The sequence below is a fragment of the Pseudomonas sp. NFPP04 genome (assembly GCF_900113815.1).
Lineage (GTDB): Bacteria > Pseudomonadota > Gammaproteobacteria > Pseudomonadales > Pseudomonadaceae > Aquipseudomonas > Aquipseudomonas extremorientalis.
The window spans coordinates 151819-170638 of sequence record NZ_FOQS01000013.1 but is presented as its reverse complement, the minus strand read 5'-3'; the positions used below and the strand labels follow the sequence as shown (position 1 = coordinate 170638).

General features: G+C 61.8%; 12 protein-coding genes. 5 read left to right on the top strand and 7 right to left on the bottom strand.

All coding sequences use genetic code 11. From position 1 onward, the window contains the following. Positions 1-84: 84 nt before the first annotated feature. Genes ccoG through BM017_RS23945 form a run of 3 tightly spaced genes read left to right on the top strand, consistent with a single transcriptional unit; the run spans position 85 to position 3483 of the window. Positions 85-1494 (top strand): cytochrome c oxidase accessory protein CcoG, encoded by a 1410-nt coding sequence (gene ccoG, locus BM017_RS23955; protein ID WP_092249080.1) that lies wholly within the window; start codon positions 85-87, stop codon positions 1492-1494. A gap of 31 nt (positions 1495-1525) precedes the next feature. After that, the gene (gene mapR / locus BM017_RS23950; RefSeq protein WP_092249078.1) at positions 1526-2935 is read left to right on the top strand and encodes a GntR family transcriptional regulator MpaR; all 1410 of its coding nucleotides are present in this window, start codon (positions 1526-1528) and stop codon (positions 2933-2935) included. 59 nt (positions 2936-2994) lie between these two features. Next, positions 2995-3483, top strand: a complete 489-nt coding sequence (locus tag BM017_RS23945) for a hypothetical protein (protein ID WP_256575675.1) — start codon at positions 2995-2997, stop codon at positions 3481-3483. 9 nt (positions 3484-3492) lie between these two features. Here the strand turns inward: BM017_RS23945 and BM017_RS23940 are convergent, their stop codons facing one another. The 7 genes from BM017_RS23940 to tpx form a co-directional block, all read right to left on the bottom strand. Continuing rightward, entirely contained in the window at positions 3493-4239 is a 747-nt protein-coding gene (locus tag BM017_RS23940) for an SDR family oxidoreductase (RefSeq protein ID WP_092249074.1), read from the bottom strand. Between the two features lie 54 nt (positions 4240-4293). Next, positions 4294-6390, bottom strand: coding sequence for a putative bifunctional diguanylate cyclase/phosphodiesterase (locus tag BM017_RS23935; RefSeq protein WP_092249072.1), 2097 nt, complete (start codon positions 6388-6390; stop codon positions 4294-4296). 267 nt (positions 6391-6657) lie between these two features. Beyond that, positions 6658-8127, bottom strand: a complete 1470-nt coding sequence (locus BM017_RS23930; RefSeq protein ID WP_092249070.1) for an efflux transporter outer membrane subunit — start codon at positions 8125-8127, stop codon at positions 6658-6660. Then, positions 8124-11231, bottom strand: coding sequence for an efflux RND transporter permease subunit (locus BM017_RS23925; RefSeq protein ID WP_071490593.1), 3108 nt, complete (start codon positions 11229-11231; stop codon positions 8124-8126). The genes BM017_RS23930 and BM017_RS23925 overlap by 4 nt, the downstream gene beginning before the upstream one ends. Further along, positions 11228-14329 (bottom strand): MdtB/MuxB family multidrug efflux RND transporter permease subunit, encoded by a 3102-nt coding sequence (locus BM017_RS23920; protein ID WP_092249068.1) that lies wholly within the window; start codon positions 14327-14329, stop codon positions 11228-11230. Before BM017_RS23920 ends, BM017_RS23925 begins: the two co-directional genes overlap by 4 nt. After that, complete coding sequence (locus tag BM017_RS23915; protein ID WP_092249066.1) at positions 14326-15627, bottom strand: MdtA/MuxA family multidrug efflux RND transporter periplasmic adaptor subunit; 1302 nt, start codon at positions 15625-15627, stop codon at positions 14326-14328. Before BM017_RS23915 ends, BM017_RS23920 begins: the two co-directional genes overlap by 4 nt. Positions 15628-15858: 231 nt before the next feature. Beyond that, entirely contained in the window at positions 15859-16359 is a 501-nt protein-coding gene (tpx, locus tag BM017_RS23910) for a thiol peroxidase (protein ID WP_092249064.1), read from the bottom strand. A gap of 158 nt (positions 16360-16517) precedes the next feature. Between tpx and BM017_RS23905 the strand changes: the two genes are divergently transcribed. Both BM017_RS23905 and BM017_RS23900 read left to right on the top strand, forming a co-directional pair. Then, a complete protein-coding gene (locus tag BM017_RS23905) occupies positions 16518-17807 on the top strand; it encodes a glycosyltransferase (RefSeq protein ID WP_092249062.1) in 1290 nt (429 codons plus the stop codon). Between the two features lie 72 nt (positions 17808-17879). Then, on the top strand, positions 17880-18785 hold the full coding sequence (locus tag BM017_RS23900; RefSeq protein WP_071490598.1) for an AraC family transcriptional regulator: 906 nt from the start codon (positions 17880-17882) through the stop codon (positions 18783-18785). Positions 18786-18820: the final 35 nt, after the last annotated feature.

Here is an 18820-nt window from a genome sequence, read left to right as displayed (position 1 = left end):
TTTTATCACGCTACCTGAGTCTGTTATGCAAACAGCCCCCCGCGCATAGTTCATTGGCCTGATGGAGGCTGATGAGCGAACGACATGAGCGAAAGAATCCCCACCGTGGAAACCTTTGAGCCCATACACCCGAAGAAGGTGAAGGCCAAATCCAGCGACAATCTGATTCATACCCGCAGTTTCACCGGCCTGTTCCGCACCTTGCGCGTAGGCGGTGCAGGCTTTCTGTTCCTGGCGTTTTTCGGCACCGTGTGGCTGAACTGGGGTGGCCGGCAAGCGGTGCTGTGGGACTTGGCTGAAAGCAAATTCCACATCTTCGGGGCGACCTTCTGGCCCCAGGATTTCATCCTGCTGTCGGCCTTGCTGATCATCTGCGCCTTCGGCCTGTTTGCGATCACCGTGTTCGCTGGCCGTGTGTGGTGCGGCTACACCTGCCCGCAGAGTTCATTCACCTGGCTGTTCATGTGGTGTGAAAAGGTCACCGAAGGTGAACGCAACCAGCGCATCAAGCTGCATGCCGGGCCCTGGAGCCTGGACAAACTGGCGCGGCGCTCGGCCAAGCACGCCTTGTGGCTGGGCATCAGTGTGCTGACCGGGCTGACCTTTGTCGGCTATTTCACGCCGATCCGCCCCCTGGCCAGCGAACTGCTGACCTGGCAGATGGGCGGCGTCAGCCTGTTCTGGGTGCTGTTCTTTACCGGTGCCACCTACATCAACGCCGGCTGGTTGCGCGAAGCAGTGTGCATGCACATGTGCCCGTATGCGCGGTTCCAGAGCGTGATGTTCGACAAGGACACCCTGACCATTTCCTACGACGTGGCTCGCGGCGAACGCCGTGGCCCGCGCAAACGTGAAGTGAAACCCGCCGACGTCGGCCTGGGCGATTGCATCGACTGCCAACTGTGCGTGCAGGTTTGCCCTACCGGTATCGACATCCGCGATGGTCTGCAAATGGAGTGCATCGGTTGTGCAGCGTGCATCGACGCCTGCGATTCGATCATGGACAAGATGGGCTACGCGCGCGGCCTGGTGAGCTATACCAGCGAACATCAACTGCAAGGCGGCAAGACCCATCTGCTACGGCCGCGCCTGATCGGCTACAGTGCGGTGCTGCTGGTGATGATCGCAGCCCTGGTGGTGGCCTTGGTGGAACGACCCATGGTCTCGCTGGACGTGACCAAGGACCGTGGCATGTTTCGCGAGAACGCCCAGGGCCAGATTGAAAACATCTACAGCCTCAAGGTGATCAACAAGACCCAGCAGCGCCAGGATTACCGCCTGGAATTGGTGGACGCCGACGGCTTCCAATTGCAGGGCAAGACCGAGATCAGCCTGGCACCGGGGGAAATCATCGATGTGCCGGTGTCGGTGGCATTGCTGGCGGACAAACCGACGAGCAGCTCGCAGACCTTGCGCTTCAAAGTCTCGGATGTGGATGAGCCGTGGATCCATAGCGCTGCCGACAGCCGCTTTGTGGCGCCGCTGAACCGCTGAAAAATACCTGTAAAAAGCTAATTGAGCCCCCATGAAACGCTACGAAAAATTCGCCGACGACATCGCAGAACTGATCCGCTCCGGCGTGCTCGGCCCCGGCCAGCGGGTACCTTCGGTACGCTACGCCAGCCAGACGTACGGCGTCAGCCCGTCGACAGTGTTCCAGGCCTACTACCTGCTGGAACGCCGTGGCCTGATCCGGGCACGGCCGCGTTCCGGCTACTTCGTCAACACCCACGCACCCAGCCCGTTTTCCGAGCCGGTGGTGAGCGAGCAGGTGCATGAGTCCACCGAAGTGGATGTGAGCGAACTGGTGTTCTCGGTGCTCGACTCGATCAAGGACCCCAACACCGTGCCCTTCGGCTCGGCGTTCCCCAGCCCGATGCTGTTCCCGTTGCCGCGCCTGGCCCGGTCCCTGGCCAGCGCCAGCCGCGAAATGGACCCGCGCCTGGTGGTCACCGACATGTCGCCGGGCAACCCGCAACTGCGTCGGCAAATCGCCCTGCGCTACATGGTCGGTGGCCTGATGCTGCCCATGGAGGAACTGCTGATCACCAATGGCGCCTTGGAAGCCCTCAACCTGTGCCTGCAAGCCGTCACCGAACCGGGTGACCTGGTGGCCATCGAAGCGCCGGCGTTCTATGCGTGCCTGCAAGTGTTGGAGCGTTTGAAACTCAAGGCCGTGGAAATCCCCGTGCACCCGCGCGACGGCATCGACCTCAACGCCCTGGCGCAATCCCTGCAGCGCTACCCGATCAAGGCTTGCTGGACCATGACCAGCTTCCAGAACCCCATGGGCGCGACGCTGCCGGAAGCCAAGAAGCAGGCCCTGGTGGAACTGCTGCGCGAGCATCAGGTGCCACTGATCGAAGATGACGTGTACGCCGAGCTGTATTACGGGCAACAGGCACCCAAACCGGCCAAGGCCTTCGACACTGAGGGCCTGGTGATGCATTGCGGCTCCTTCGCCAAAAGCCTGGCCCCCGGCTATCGCGTGGGCTGGGTCGCGGCCGGGCGTTTTGCGCAGAAGGTCGAACGTTTGAAACTGATGACGTCGCTATGCCCCTCAATGCCGGCCCAGGCCGCAATTGCCGATTACCTGCAACATGGCGGCTACGACCGGCACCTGCGCAAATTGCGCTATGCCCTGGAAGAACAGCAAAGCGCCATGCTGGCCGCCATCGCGCGCTACTTTCCGGCACAGACGCGGGTCAGCCAACCGGCCGGCGGGTACTTCCTGTGGTTGGAACTGCCGGAGCAGACGGACTCGCTGAAGCTGTTCCAGATGGCCCTGGCGCAGGGCATCAGCATTGCGCCGGGGCCGATCTTCTCGGCGACCCAGCGCTTTCGCAATTGCATTCGCCTGAACTATGGCAGCCCGTGGACCGAGGCGTTGGAAAAGGCGATGGAGACGTTGGGGCGGATTGTGCGGTCGTTTTGAACGGGAACCCGATAAAACAAGGAACCACATAAAGAAGCGCAAGTTTCTCACAAGGGAGAATGCGTTTACCCCATTTTGACCCGGAACTTTCCCATGAGCATGTCCGTCAAGCCACTGCCGATCCCCCCCATTACATGCGTGCAGCAGAACAGCAACAAATACGCGAGATGACAGGCCCGACGGGGCGCCCTGCCGGCGATCACCGTTCTGCAGACAGGATTATCGAACAGAGCCCTGTACTTAAGAATTTTTTGGACAATCGCGACAATTACCACTTGATTGATGACCTGAAACGCCAGGTGGGTGACTTCACCGAAGCCAACCCGCACCCGGAAGCCAGGGCCAATGCGCTCTACTATCTGGACCAAGTGTTGCGGTTTCTCGATAACCTGGACGATCGCTATCTAAACGGTAGCCATAGCCGCAATGGACAGATCGATGGTTTCAACAGCGATGGCTACAGCACCGTTTACAATTCGGAAGCCAGCCTGCTCCAGGCGTTTTCATTAAAGGGCTATGACGCACTGCGCCATTTGCGGACCCGATAGCACCGCCGTCTAACGGCCACCGCCCAAATCAAGGAACGTCCCGGTGGCATACGAAGCCTTATCCGACAGCAGCCAGATAATCGCTTCCGCCACCTCATCCGGGCGCCCGCCACGGGCCATGGGGATACCGGATTCGAGTTTGCTGACCCGGTCCGGGTCGCCGCTCAGGGCATGGAAGTCGGTGTAGATATAGCCAGGACGCACCGCGTTGACGCGAATGCCCTCACCCGCCACTTCCTTTGACAGACCAATGGTGAAGGAGTCGAGCGCGCCCTTTGACGCAGCGTAGTCGACATACTCGCCGGGCGACCCCAGGCGCGCCGCCACCGACGACACGTTGACAATGCTGCCGCCCTGCCCGCCATGCTTGGGCGACATGCGCAGCACCGCGTGCTTGGCACACAGGATCGGCCCCAGCACATTGGTCTTCATGATTTTCAGGATACGGAACTCGGACATCTCATCCACACGGGATTTGTGCCCCACGGTGCCGGCGTTGTTGACCAGTGCGGTGACGCGGCCCAGTTCGGTGTCGACGCGATGAAACAGTGCAATCACTTCATCTTCAATGCTCACGTCGGCGCGCACGGTAATCGCCTGGGCGCCCAGGGCGCGGACTTGTTCGAGCACACGGTGGGCAGCCTCTTCGTCAGACTGATAGTTGATGCAGATGCGATAACCCTGGCGAGCGGCCAGCAACGCCGTCTCGGCGCCGATCCCACGGCTGCCCCCGGTGATGATGACGACTTTGTCCATGCGTGCGGTCTCCTGATTCAACCTGATGTTTAGGGCTGGATCCAAGAATACCCGTCATGCACGGCTTTTGTCAGGCGCCAAGGTGTCTTCGGCACGCTGGATGTCGACCATGAACCCTTCCGCCGGCAACGGATGGCCCAGCAGGTAACCTTGCAGGGAGTTACACCCCAGGCGCGTGAGAAAGTTCTGTTGCACATCGGTTTCCACCCCTTCGGCAACAATACGCAGGCCCAGGGCCTGGCCGAGGGCGACAATGGCCGAGACGATGGCGGCATCATCGCTGTCGTGCTCCAGGTCGCGTACAAACCCACGGTCGATCTTCAACTCGTTGGCCGGCAGGCGCTTGAGGTACATCAGGCTGGAATAACCCGTGCCGAAGTCATCTATGGAAAGATCGACGCCCATGTCCGACAACTGCTGCAACACCGTCATGCTCGCATCGGCGTCGCTCATGGCGGTGGTCTCGGTGATTTCCAGGGTCAGGCTGTTGGCTGGCAAGCGATGACGCTCAAGGGCTTGAGCCACGCTCTTGACCAGCCCGGCGTGGCAGAACTGCAGCGCCGACAGGTTCACGGCGATACGCCAATCTTCGTAGCCCTGGGCGTACCACAGGCTCATTTGGCGACAGGCTTCATCGAGTACCCATTCGCCGATGGGGATGATCAACCCGGTCTTTTCCGCCAATTCGATAAACGTCGCCGGCAACAACAGGCCCTGTTGTGGATGCTCCCAGCGCAACAGCGCTTCGGCCCCCACCGCAATGCCACTGGCCGCATCGTACTTGGGCTGGTAGTACAAGCGAAATTGTTGCTGTTCCACCGCATTGCGCAGGTCCTGCAACAACTGCAATTGCTTGCGCGCGTTGGTGTTCATCGACGCATCAAAGAAGCTGTAGCCGTTCTTGCCCATGCCCTTGGCGTGGTACATCGCGGCGTCGGCGTTCATCAGCAATTCCTGGGGGTTATTGCCGTTGCCCGGGAACACGGCGATGCCCACGCTGGCGGAGATCTTCAACTCATGTTCGGCCACCTGGAAGGCGCGGTTGATCAGCACCACCTGGCGCTCGGCCAGGCCGAGGGCATCGTCCGGCTGGGTCAGTTGCACCAGCAATACGAACTCATCGCCGCCGATGCGCGCCAGGGTGTCGTGACTGCGCAACTCTTCACGCAGGCGCTGGCCGACTTCGCGCAGCAACTGGTCGCCCATATGGTGGCCAAAAGCATCGTTGACCGGCTTGAAGCCGTCCAGGTCGATAAACATCAGCGCAAAACAGCCGCCCTGCTCTTTCACCGCCTGCATGGCTTGCTGGATGCGGTCGGCGAGCAAGGTGCGGTTGGGCAGGCCGGTGAGCATGTCGTGCAGGGCCAGGTGGGTCAGTTCCTGGTTGGCCTGGCTCAGGGAGTCGGCGAGAACCGCTGTGCGCGCTTCCAGGCGTGCGTCGAGCAACGACGTCAGCAAAGCGATGGCCAGCACCGCCAGGGTGGTAACCAGCACCAGGTTATCCAGGCCCTTGCCGCTCAAACCGTTCAGTGCCGCGCCGCAGAAGCTCTCATCGGCAAAGCGTGCGGCTGCCATGCCGGTGTAATGCATACCGACGATGGCAAAACCCATCACCACCGCCGCCCCACCCCGGGCCAGGCGCACATACGGCGTATTGCGGCGCAGATTATGGGCGATCCACAACGCTGCACCGGAGGCCACCACCGCGATCAATAACGAAGCGCCAAACAGCGTCGGGTCGTAATCGATGCCCGGCGTCATGCGCATCGCCGCCATGCCGGTGTAGTGCATGCTGGCAATGCCGGTGCCCATGATCAGCGCCCCCAACCCCAGCTGCCAGGCCGGCAGGCGCGGTTGGCTGACCAGCCACAAGGCAAAGCCGCTGGACAGCACCGCAATCAGCAACGACAGCGCGGTAATCCCCAGGTCGAAGCCCAGGGTAAACGGCAAGCGCAAAGCCAGCATGCCGATGAAGTGCATGGACCACACCCCCACCCCCATCGCCATGGATCCGCCAGTGATCCATAAGTAAACGGCGCGCCCCTTGGCGGTGGCGATGCGGCCAGAAAGGTCCAGCGCGGTGTAAGAAGCGAGGATCGCAACGAACAGTGAGATCACGACCAGCGAGGGCGAGTAACTACCGATGAGCATGGGACTTCTCGTGCACAGCGAGCCCGAAAGGCCCGTGCGAAATGGCAAAGCGGGCGATTGTAGCGAGAATAATTCTTGAGTACTTGATTAATTATCAGAGCGCCATTAGTGGCATTTTGACGCCAATCGGATGACTCAAAACGAGGATTTGTTGAGGCCAAATATGGCAGTGGGACTTGGTGAGCGGGCTTATTGCGGTGAGCGGGCCCGCCAACCTCAACACGCCTGTTCATCACAGCAAGCCCACCCATTGGATCGAGTTGATCTTCAGTTTTTGTCGGCGATCGGTGTCTGTCCATCCCAGCCACCGCCCAACGCGGCGATCAATTGCACACTGGCCACCAGGCGCGTCTGCAGCAAGGTCAGCACCGTGCGCTCGTTGCTCAGGGCCGTGGCCTGCACAGTGACCACATCCAGGTAGGCAATCAGCCCGGCCTTGTACTGGTTCTGGGTCAGGCGCAGCGACTCACGCGCTGCCGCCAGCGCTTCGTTGCTGACCACCGCCTCGTCCTCCAGCACCTTGAGCTGCACCATGTAGTTTTCCACTTCGCGGAAACCATCCAGCACGGTCTGGCGGTACTTGGCCACCGTCTCGTCATAGGAGGCTACGGTACGGTCGACTTCCGCCGAGCGCTGGCCACCATCGAACAGCGTCATGGCCAGCTTGGGCCCTACCGACCAGAAGCGGTTCGGCAGGCTGATCCAGTCGGCGTACGTGCTGCTGGAGTAACCACCGGCCAGGCTCAGGGTCAGGTCCGGGTAGTAGGCGGCCTTGGCCACGCCGATATTGGCGTTGGCGGCGATCACCGAGCGTTCGGCCGAGGCGATGTCCGGGCGACGCTCAAGCAGTTGCGACGGCAGGCTCACCGGGATCTGCGGCAGCGCCGGAATGTCCTTGCTCACCGCCAGGTTGAAGTTGGCCGGCGCCTCGCCAATCAGTACCGCAATCGCGTTTTCCAGCTGGGCGCGCTGCCAGATCAGGTCGATCAGGCTGGCCTGGGTGGTCTTGAGCTGGGTCTGCGCCTGGGCCACCGCGTCCTTGCCGGAAACACCGGCGCGGTACTGGTTTTCGGTCATTTGCAGGGAGCGCTGATAAGTCTCCAGGGTCGCTTGCAGCAGGCGCGTCTGTTCATCCATGACGCGCAGTTGCAGGTAGCTTTGCACCAGTTCCGACTGCTGGCTCAGGCGCATCGCCGCCAGGTCCGCCGAGCTGGCTTCGGCACTGGCCTCATTGGCTTCCAGGCCCCGGCGCAGCTTGCCCCAGATGTCCGCTTCCCAGCTCACGCCCAACTGCGCATTGAGGGTGTCGCGGATACCGCTGCTGGAACTGCTCAGGCTGGCGCTGCTGCTGCCGGTGCCCTGGCTGGCCCGAGTTTTCCCGGCGCTCAGGTCGACGGTGGGGTAAAACGCCCCACGGGAACTGCGCACCAGTGCCTGGGCCTGGCGAAAGCGCGCTTCGGCCTGGGCCACGGTCTGGTTGGAACTGTTCAGGCGCAGCACCAGCTCATTGAGCTGGCGGTCGCCGTACAACTCCCACCAGGCACCACGGGCCAGGGAATCACTGGGGGTGGCCTGGCGCCAACCCTTGGCTTCCTTGAATTGCGCCGGCTCGACCACTTCCGGGCGTTTGTAGTCGGGGCCGACGGCGCAGGCGCTGAGCAACACGCCGCAGAGCACCAGGCTCGCCACGCGGGAACCCCGGAACAGGGCCAATCGGGCAAAGGTTGAATCGGTCATAGCGCAGTGTCCAGGGCAGCATCGGTCCGCACGCCGCGCCAGGCGTTGAAGCGGTGGCGCGCGCGGTCGAGATAAAGGTAAACCACCGGGGTGGTGTAAAGGGTCAGGACCTGGCTGAACACCAGGCCACCGATAATGGTCAGGCCCAGGGGACGGCGCATTTCCGCGCCATCGCCCGCACCCAGCAGCAACGGCAAGGCGCCGAGGATTGCTGCCAGGGTGGTCATCAGGATCGGGCGCAAGCGCAGCAGGCAGGCACTGCGAATCGATTCGAGCGGCCCCATGCGGTCATTGCGTTCCAGCTGCAGCGCCAGGTCGATCATCAGGATCGCGTTTTTCTTCACCACCCCAATCAACAGGAACAGGCCCAGCAGGGAGATCAGGCTGAACTCGCCTCCCGTCAGGTAAATGGCGAGCATGGCGCCGACACCCGCCGAGGGCAAGGTCGAGAGAATGGTCAGCGGGTGAATGTAGCTTTCGTACAGAATGCCCAACACCAGGTACACCGCCACCAGCGCGCCGAGGATCATGAACGGCTGGCCCTTCTGCGTGGCCGCGAAGGCATCGGCGGTACCGGCCATCTTGGCAATCACGTCTTCCGGCAAGCCGACCTTGGCAATCGCCCGTTCGATGGCGGCCGTACCCTGCTCCACCGTCACGCCGGGCGCCATGTCGAAGGCGATGTCTTCCGAGGCGAACTGGCCTTCGTGGCTGACGCGGTCGTCGGCCAGGCTGTTCTCATAATGGGCGATGGTCGACAACGGCACCCGTGCGCCCGTGGACGTGATCACCTGCATCTGGTTGAGGGTGATCGGGTCCTGGGCATATTTCGGGTTGACCTCCATCACCACCTGATACTGGTTGAGGCTGTCGTAGATGGTCGAAATCTGCCGCTGGCTGTAGGCGTTGTTCAGTACGGCCGTGACCATGTTCATGTCGATCCCCAGGCGCTTGGCCTGGTCGCGGTCGACAATCAACGTGACCTGCGCCGCGCCCCGACCTTCACGGGCGTCGATGGCGGTGAGTTCCGGCAACTCGCGCAGGGCCGCGACCACTTTCGGGTACCACAGGCGCAATGCCGCCAGGTCGCCGCTTTGCAGGATGTAGGAATACTGCGCACTGGTCTGGTCGCGGCTACCGCCGAATTGCAGGTCCTGGTCGGCCATCAGGAACAGACGCCCGCCCGGCACCAGCGGCACATCCTTGCGCAGACGCTCGATCACCGCCTGGGCGGAGACCTTGCGCTCGCTGATGGGCTTGAGGCGGACCAGCATCACCGCGTTGTTGGTGCCGTTGTTGCCGCCGATGAAGCCGGCCACGCTGAGCACCGCCGGGTCCTTGAGCACCGCCTTGCGGAAGGTCTCCATTTTCGGCTGCATCACGCTGAACGACAGGCCGTCGTCACCGCGCACAAAACCGATCAATTGGCCGGTGTCCTGCTGGGGCATGAAGGTTTTCGGCACCACCACGTACAGCGCCACGTTCATGCCGATGGTCAGCAACAGGCTGAGCAGGGTCAGGCGCCGATGGCGCAGCACCCAGTCCAGGCTGGTGGCGTAGCCGGCGACCATGCGGTCGTTGATCTTCTGGCTCCAGCGTTGCAAACCGGTCATCTGCGTTTTGACGTGGGGTTTCAGCCAGCGCGCGCAGAGCATCGGGGTCAGGGTCAGCGAGACAATCAACGACACAATGATCGCCGCCGACAGGGTGATGGAAAACTCGCGGAACAGGTTGGTGACAATCCCGCCCATGAACAGGATGGACAGGAACACCGCCACCAGCGACACGTTCATCGACAGCAAGGTAAAGCCGACTTCCTGTGCGCCCAGATACGCCGCCTTCATCGGCGGCACGCCTTCGTCGATGTGCCGGGAGATGTTCTCCAGCACTACGATGGCATCGTCCACCACCAGGCCGGTGGCCAGGATCAACGCCATCAGCGAGAAGTTGTTCAACGAGAACCCGTACAGGTACATCACCGCAAAGGTGCCCACCAGCGACACCGGCACCGCCAGGGTCGGGATCAGCGAGGCGCGGAAATTCCCCAGGAACAGGTACACCACCAGGATCACCAGCCCCACGGCAATCAGCAAGGTCATCTCGGCTTCATGCAAGGTGGCGGTGATCACCGGCGAGCGGTCCATGGCCAGGCTCAGCTTGACGCTGGACGGTAGCACCGCCTGCAACGCCGGCAACTGCGCCTTGATCTGCCGCACCGTCTCGATGATGTTGGCACCGGACTGGCGGTTGATCACCAGCAGTACCGCCGAGTCGTTATTGAAGAAGCCGCTGTTATAGCGGTCTTCCACACCGTCGCTGATCTTGGCCACATCCCCAAGGCGCAGGGCAGCCCCGTTCTGGTAGCGAATCAGCAGCGGCTCGTAGTCCTTGGCCTTTTCCAACTGGTCGTTGGCCTGGATCTGCCAGTTACGCTCATTGTCTTCCAGCGAGCCCTTGGGCCGGCGCTGGTTGGCGTTGGCGATGGTGTTGCGCACATCATCGAGGGCCACGCCGTACTGGTCGAGAGCCTTGGGCTCCAGCTCGATGCGCACGGCCGGCAGGGAGCTGCCGCCGATCTGCACTTCGCCCACACCCGGAACCTGCGAGAGGCTCTGGGAAAGAATGGTCGAGGCCAGGTCGTACAACTGGCCCTTCTGCAACACGTCCGAGGTCAGCGACAGCACCATGATCGGCGCCTGGGACGGGTTGATCTTCTTGTAGGTGGGCATGCTGCGCATACCGCTGGGCAGCAGGTTGCGCGAGGCGTTGATCGCCGCCTGCACTTCCCGCGCCGCGCCGTTGATGTCGCGGTCGGAATCGAACGCGAGGATCACCCGGGTGGAGCCCTGGCTCGACGAACTGCTCATGGTGGTGATGCCGGCAATCGCGCCGAACGAACGCTCCAGCGGCGTGGCCACGGTAGACGCCATCACTTCGGGGCTGGCGCCGGGCAAGCTGGCCGATACCACGATCACCGGAAAATCGATCTGCGGCAGTGGCGATACCGGCAGCAGGTTGAAGCTGACACCGCCGAGCAACAGGATCGCCAGGCTCAGCAGCATGGTCGCGACCGGCCGGCGGATGAAAGGTCCGGACAGGTTCATGACTCAACCGGCTCCAGGCTTTGCGGCTCTTTGCGCCAGCGGCGGCCAAGGCGATCGAAGTACAGGTAGATCACCGGGGTGGTGAACAGCGTCAACACCTGGCTCACCAGCAGACCGCCGACCATCACCAGGCCCAGCGGTTGGCGCAATTCCGCGCCGGAACCGGTGGCCAGCATCAACGGCACCGCGCCGAACAACGCCGCCAGGGTGGTCATCAGGATCGGCCGGAAGCGCAGCAGGGCCGCCTGGTAAATGGCGGTCTGCGGGTCGAGGCCCTGGTTGCGTTCAGCGTCGAGGGCGAAGTCGATCATCATGATCGCGTTCTTCTTGACGATACCGATCAACAGAATGATGCCGATGATCGCGATCATGCCCAGGTCATTGCCGCTGAGCAGCAAGGCCAGCAAGGCTCCCACCGCCGCCGATGGCAAGGTCGAGAGAATGGTGATCGGGTGGATATAGCTCTCGTAGAGCACACCGAGCACGATGTACATGGTGACCACCGCCGCCAGGATCAGCAGCAAGGTGCTCGACAGCGACGCTTCGAACGCCTGGGCTGCGCCCTGGAACTGAGTCTGCACGCCCACCGGCATGCCGATATCTTTCTGGGTCTGGTTGATCAGCTCCACGCCTTTGCCCAGCGCGACGCCGGGGGCCAGGTTGAACGACATCATCACCGCCGGGAACTGGCCGATATGGGCAATCGCCAACTGCGCCTGACGCTGTTCCACATGGGCCAGGCTGGACAAGCGCACCTGGCCGCCATCGGTGGTTTTCACGTGGATCTGGTTCAGCGCGTCCGGCCCGAGTGTCTCGCCGGACTGGGCCTGCAACACCACGCGGTACTGGCTGGCCTGGGTGTAGATGGTGGAAATCTGCCGCTGGCCGAAGGCGTCGTACAGGGCGTCGGTGATGGTCGATACGCTCACGCCCAGCCGCGAGGCCGCATCGCGGTCGATCACCAGGTACACCTGCAGGCCTTTGTCCTGCAGATCGCTGGCCACATCAGTGAGTTCCGGCAACTGGCTGAGCGCATGCACCAGCTTGTCGCTCCACAGCGCCAGCAGCTCGGCGTCCGGCGAGGACATGCTGAACTGGTACTGGGTACGGCTCACACGGTCTTCGATGGTCAGGTCCTGCACCGGCTGCATGAACAGGCGGATGCCCACCAGCTTGTCGATCTGCGGCTGCAAACGGGTGATCACCTGGGCTGCGCTCAAGTCACGCTGGCCGTGGGCCTTGAGGTTGATCAACAGGCGCCCGCTGTTGAGGGTAGCGTTATCGCCGTCCACACCAATATACGACGACAGGCTTTCCACCGCCGGATCGGCCAGGATGATCTTGGCCAGCTCCTGCTGGCGCTGGCTCATGGCGGCAAAGGAAATCGACTGCGGTGCTTCGGAAATGCCCTGGATTACGCCGGTATCCTGCACCGGGAAGAACCCCTTGGGCACCACCAGATACAGGAATACAGTGAGTCCCAGGGTGGCGATGGCCACCAGCAGGGTCAGTGGCTGGTGCTTGAGCACCCACTGCAACATGCTCCCGTAACGCGCAATCAACCAATCGATCCAGGCACCGCTGGCCTTGTAGAAACGCCCCTGCTCTTCCTCTTTTGGCTCACGCTTGAGCAAGCGTGCGCACATCATCGGCGTGAGGGTCAGGGACACCACCAGGGAAATCAGGATCGCCACCGCCAGGGTAATGGCGAACTCACGGAACAGGCGCCCGACCACGTCGGCCATGAACAGCAGCGGGATCAACACTGCAATCAGCGACAGCGTCAGGGAAATCAGGGTGAAACCGATCTGCTTGGCGCCCTTGAGGGCGGCGGCCAATGGTGTTTCGCCTTCCTCGATATAGCGGGAAATGTTCTCCAGCATCACGATCGCGTCATCCACCACGAACCCGGTGGCGATGGTCAGCGCCATCAGCGTCAGGTTGTTGATGGAGAATCCGGCCAGGTACATCACGCCAAAGGTGCCCACCAGCGACAGCGGCACGGCGATGGACGGGATGATCGTGGCACTGACCCGGCGCAGGAACAGGAACGTCACCATGACCACCAGGGCGATGGCGATGAGCAATTCGTGTTGCACATCCTTGACCGAGGCGCGGATGGTCTGGGTACGGTCGGTGAGCACCGTCACATCGAGGCCGGCCGGCAGGTTGTCGGTGATGCTGGGCAGCAATGCCTTGATGCGGTCCACCACCTCGATCACGTTGGCACCCGGCTGGCGTTGGATGTTCAGCAGCACCGCCTGGTTTTCATTGGCCCAGGCGGCAAGGCGTTCATTTTCAGCGCCGTCGACGATCTGCGCCACGTCCTTGAGGCGCAATGGCGCGCCGTTGTTGTAGGCCAGGATCAGTTCGGCATATTGCGCGGGCGAGACCAACTGGTCGTTGGCATCGAGCATCGACACACGGGTCGGCCCGTCGAAGTTGCCCTTGGGCTGGTTGACGTTGGACGCGGCGATCAGCGTGCGCACATCGGACAGGTTCAAGCCGTTGGCCGCCAGGGCCTCGGGGTTGACCTTGATGCGCACCGCCTGGCGCTGGCCGCCGGCGATGCTGACCATGCCGACGCCGCTGATCTGCGCGATTTTCTGCGCCATCCGCGTATCCACCAGATCATTGAGCTTGGGCAGCAGCATGGTCTTGGAGGTGATCGCCAGGGTCAGCACCGGGGTGTCCGCCGGGTTGACCTTGTTGTACACCGGCGGCGCCGGCAGGTCCTTGGGCAGCAGGTTGGTGGCCGCGTTGATCGCGGCCTGCACCTGCTGCTCGGCGACATCCATATTGATGTCGAGGTTGAAACGCAGGGTCAGCACCGACGCTCCGCCGGAACTGGTGGAGGCCATCTGTGTGAGGCCGGGCATTTGCCCGAACTGGCGCTCCAGCGGTGCGGTGACCGCACTGGTCATCACGTCCGGGCTGGCCCCGGGGTACAGGGTCATCACCCGGATCGTCGGGTAATCCACCTGGGGCAAGGCCGACACCGGCAACAAGCGGTACGCGATGATGCCGGCCAGGACAATGGCCAGCATGCTCAGCGTAGTGGCGACCGGGCGAAGGATAAACAGCCGCGACAGGTTCATGAACCGACCTTTTGCGCCTTGCCGGCGGTGGCACCGGTCTCCCCTTTAGCCGCAGGCTTGCCTTGCAGGTGTTCGGTCGGGGTGGTCGGCACTTCGCTGCTGTCGTTGACCACTTCGATCTCGCTGCCGTCCTTCAAGCGGTCGGTGCCTTCCAACACCACGCGGTCGCCAGCCTTGAGGCCCTCTTTGATCACCGTGTTGTCGCCATCGGAATCACCGACCACCAGGGGCTGCATCTTGACCTTCTTGTCACCGTCCAGCACGTAGACGAAGGTTCCGGTGTTGCCAAACTGGATCGCCGCCGACGGCGCCAGCACCACGTTATGCAGGGTATCGGCCAGCAAGTGCACATTGACGAACTGGTTGGGGAACAGCGCCTGGTCCTTGTTATCGAAACGCGCCTTGAACTTCAGGGTGCCGGTGGTGACGTCTATCTGGTTGTCCAGGCTTTGCAGCACGCCGGTGGCCTGCTTCTTCACGTCGCCACGGTCCCAGGCCTCTACAGGCAGCTTGTTGCCGGCGTGGTAGCGGGTGAGCACGGTTTCCAGGGTGTTTTCCGGCAGGGTGAAGGCCACGCTGATCGGTTGTGTCTGGGTGATCACCGCGAGTGAGGTGGTGTCGTTGGCCGCCACCAGGTTGCCTACGTCGACCTGGCGCAGGCCCACGCGGCCGCTGATCGGTGCGCGGATCTTGGTGAATTCGAGGTTGAGCTTGGCGTCATCCACCGCGCCCTGGTTGGTCTTGACCGTGCCCTGGTATTGCAGGACCAGCGCTTCGGCGGTGTCCAGGGTCTGCTTGGCGATGCTGTCCTGGGCGTACAGGTCGCGGTAACGCTGCACATCGACCTGGGCGTTCTTCAACTGAGCCTGGTTCTGCATCAGCGTGCCCTGGGCCTGGAGCAAGGCGTTCTGGTAGCTGCGCGGGTCGATCTCGGCGAGCAGGTCGCCGGCCTTGACCATCTGGCCTTCCTCAAAGGCAATCTTCACCAGCTCGCCGCCTACCCGGCTGCGCACATTGATGGTGTTGAGCGCGGTCACCGTGCCCAGCGCCTTGTAGTACACCGGGAACTCCCCCAGCACGGCGGGCGCCACGCGCACCGGTACCGGGCCGACGGAGCCGCCGAACCCCGGGCGCATCATCCCCGTCTTGCCGGCATGGCCCGCGGGCTTTTCGGCGCCATCCTTATGGCTGCCGGGCCAGAACTTCCAGCACAGGCCGGCGATAACCAGCAGCACAAGCAGGCCGAACAGCCAGCGGCGGGACTTACGGGGGGAGGATTGCATGGAGTGATCAACCATTGGGCGCGAGAGCTTCTTCTTTGGGAGGCTGAAAGATAAGCACTGGGGCGCATTTAGAAAAGCGCCTTTACCGGCTATTTACCTTGGGCTTACAACTTTTAACTTCTGATCTTAGTCTGCCCGCTATTTCGCTAAGCAGTTGAGACACAAATAAAAACGGCCTGGACTAGGCCAGGCCGCAATCATGCATCACGCGTGTTACTGCAAAACGACAGTAACGTACCGAAACAGTTACTTCAAAACAGCCAGGGCTGCTTCGTAGTTCGGCTCCTGGCCGATTTCCGCAACCAGCTCGCTGTGCAGCACAGTGTTGTTCTCGTCCAGTACCACCACGGCGCGGGCGGTCAGGCCCTGCAGTGGGCCGTCGGCGAGGGAAACGCCGTAGTCGACAGCGAAGTCGGCGTTGCGGAAGTCCGACAGGCTCAGCACATTGTCCAGGCCTTCGGTGCCGCAGAAACGCTTCTGGGCAAACGGCAGATCAGAGGAAATGCACAGCACGACCGTGTTGCTCAGGTCGTTGGCCTGGGCGTTGAACTTGCGTACCGAGGTCGCGCAGGTCGGGGTATCAACGCTTGGGAAGATGTTCAGAACCTTGCGCTTGCCGGCGAAGGTTTCCAGGGTCGCTTGCGACAGGTCGACAGCAACCAGGCTGAATTCAGGAGCGGTGGAGCCGGTTTTCGGCAGTTCGCCTTCAACCTGGACAGGATTACCACGAAGGGTGACTTGAGCCATGAACAGAATCCTTATGCTGGGTTTGATGAAACGAATTCGAGAGGCGGAAGTTAACCACAAAGTGCGATGGCTACCTACCGCCAGACATAAATTCTCATGCCGCCGGTTATGGTTTAATTGCGCGCCGATCGCCCTGCCCTTCAAGGAACCTGTTGTTGATGAATCAGCCTGCCACCAAAGTCCTGGTCATTGGTTATGTCTGGCCGGAGCCGCGTTCCTCGGCCGCAGGCGGGCATATGATGCAGATTCTTGAGAGCTTTCTGACACAAGGTTGGGACATAACCTTCAGCAGCCCCGCAACCATCGGCGAGCACAAGGCCGATTTGCCCGCGCTGGGCATCGCCGAATGCCTAATCGAACTCAATAACAGCAGTTTCGATGATTTTATCCGCGAACTCGCCCCGGATATCGTGCTGTTCGACCGCTTCATGATGGAAGAGCAGTTTGGCTGGCGTGTCGAGAAACAATGCCCCGATGCCCTTCGCGTCCTGGAAACCAGCGACCTGCAAAGCCTGCGCGATGTCCGGCACCAGCACCTCAAGGACCACCTGAGGACGCATCCAGACAGTAACGACTTCAGCGCCCTGTTCAATTTGGCCCTGGACGAAGAATTCCGGCTAATGGCCGACACTGACATTGCCAAGCGCGAAATCGCCGCGATTTATCGCTGTGACATCAGCCTGATGATCTCCGACGCAGAGGCACGCCTGCTCACCGAGCAGTTCAAGGTGCCCGCCGCCCTGCTCCACTGGTGCCCGCTGATGCTGGAACCGCCGACCGAGCCCTTCGCGCCATTTGAAGACCGCGCCCATTTCCTCAGCATCGGCAACTTCCGCCACGCCCCCAACTGGGATGCGGTGCTGTGGATGAAGAACAGCCTGTGGCCGCTGATCCGCCAGCAACTCCCGGGAGCGCAACTGCACATTTATGGCGCCTACACCCCGCCCAAAGCCACGGCCCTGCACAACCCGGCGCAGGGCTTTCATGTAATGAACTGGGCCGAAGACGCCCTGCAAGTGATGTCCGCGGCGCGCATCTGCCTGGCACCCTTGCGATTCGGCGCCGGGATCAAGGGCAAGCTGGCGGATGCGATGCTGTGCGGCACGCCAAACGTCACCACGCCGATCGGTGCCGAGGCCATGGGGGATGAACAGCCGTGGCCTGGTGCCGTGGAACAAAGCGCCCCGGCCCTCGCGGCAGCCGCGGTGGCCCTGTATCAAGACTGTGAACGCTGGAACCAGGCCCAGGAGGACGGTCGCCGACTGCTGGCCAGACGGTATGACCAGAACATCCATGGCCCGGCGCTGGTGGCCTGCCTGGAGCAGTGCCGCGGGCGCCTTTCGGCCCATCGCCGCGATAACTTCACCGGCAGCATGCTGCGCCACCATGCCCACAAAAGTACGCAATACATGTCCCAGTGGATCGAGGCAAAAAACCGCAACGTATAAACATCGACGCTGGCGAGGTCGTGCGCAAGGGGGCATTATCCTACGCAGCAACCACAATAAAGCGACGGCAGCATGACCCGAGCAACGCGCATCACCGACCCTTCCTACGAACTGATGGACGACCACAACGGCCTGTCCATTATTTATCGCCAACACGGTTTCCCTTGCCCGCTGGTGCGCTGGCACTTCCACAAGGAATACGAGCTGCACCTGATCGTCGCCAGCTCCGGCAAGGTGTTTATCGGTGACTACATCGGCAACTTCTACCCGGAAAGCCTGTTCCTCACCGGCCCCAACCTGCCCCATAACTGGATCAGCCAGGTGGAGGAAGACGAGGTGGTGCCCAAGCGCGACATGCTGGTGAACTTCACCGATGAGCTGTTCGAGCACGGCAGCCACATCTTCGCCGAACTCAAAAGCCTGGCGCCGCTGCTGGAGCGGGCACAGTCCGGCATCGAGTTTCGCTGCAAAAAGACCATCGCCCAGGCCATGACCTTGATGCAACGCATCGAGGACGCCCAAGGCATGGCGCGCCTGGGGCACTTCTTTATCCTGCTGGACGTGTTGAGCGCCTGTGAGGACTACCAACTGCTTTCCGGTGTGACCACGCCGCAACTGGCCGATGAACACAGCATCGACCGCACCAACCGCGCCGTAGACTACATTTTCGCCCACTACGCGCGGGAGTTGCCGCTCGAAGAAGTGGCGGAATACTTGGGCATGAAGCCCACTTACTTCTCTCGCGTGTTCAAACAGGCCACCGGGCGCACATTCATCGAGTTCGTCAACCGGTTGCGTATCAGCAAATCCTGCGAGTTGTTGGCCGATGGGGATAAAGCCGTGACGGATGTGTGTTTCGAGTCGGGCTTCAACAATATCTCCAACTTCAACCGGCGCTTCCAGCAACTCAAGGGCATGACCCCTTCCCACTACCGTCGCCTGGCGGTGCAGCGACTGACTGAGCAGAACCTCGCCTGAAACTGCGACGCCTCCCTAGATAGATCTATAGGGGA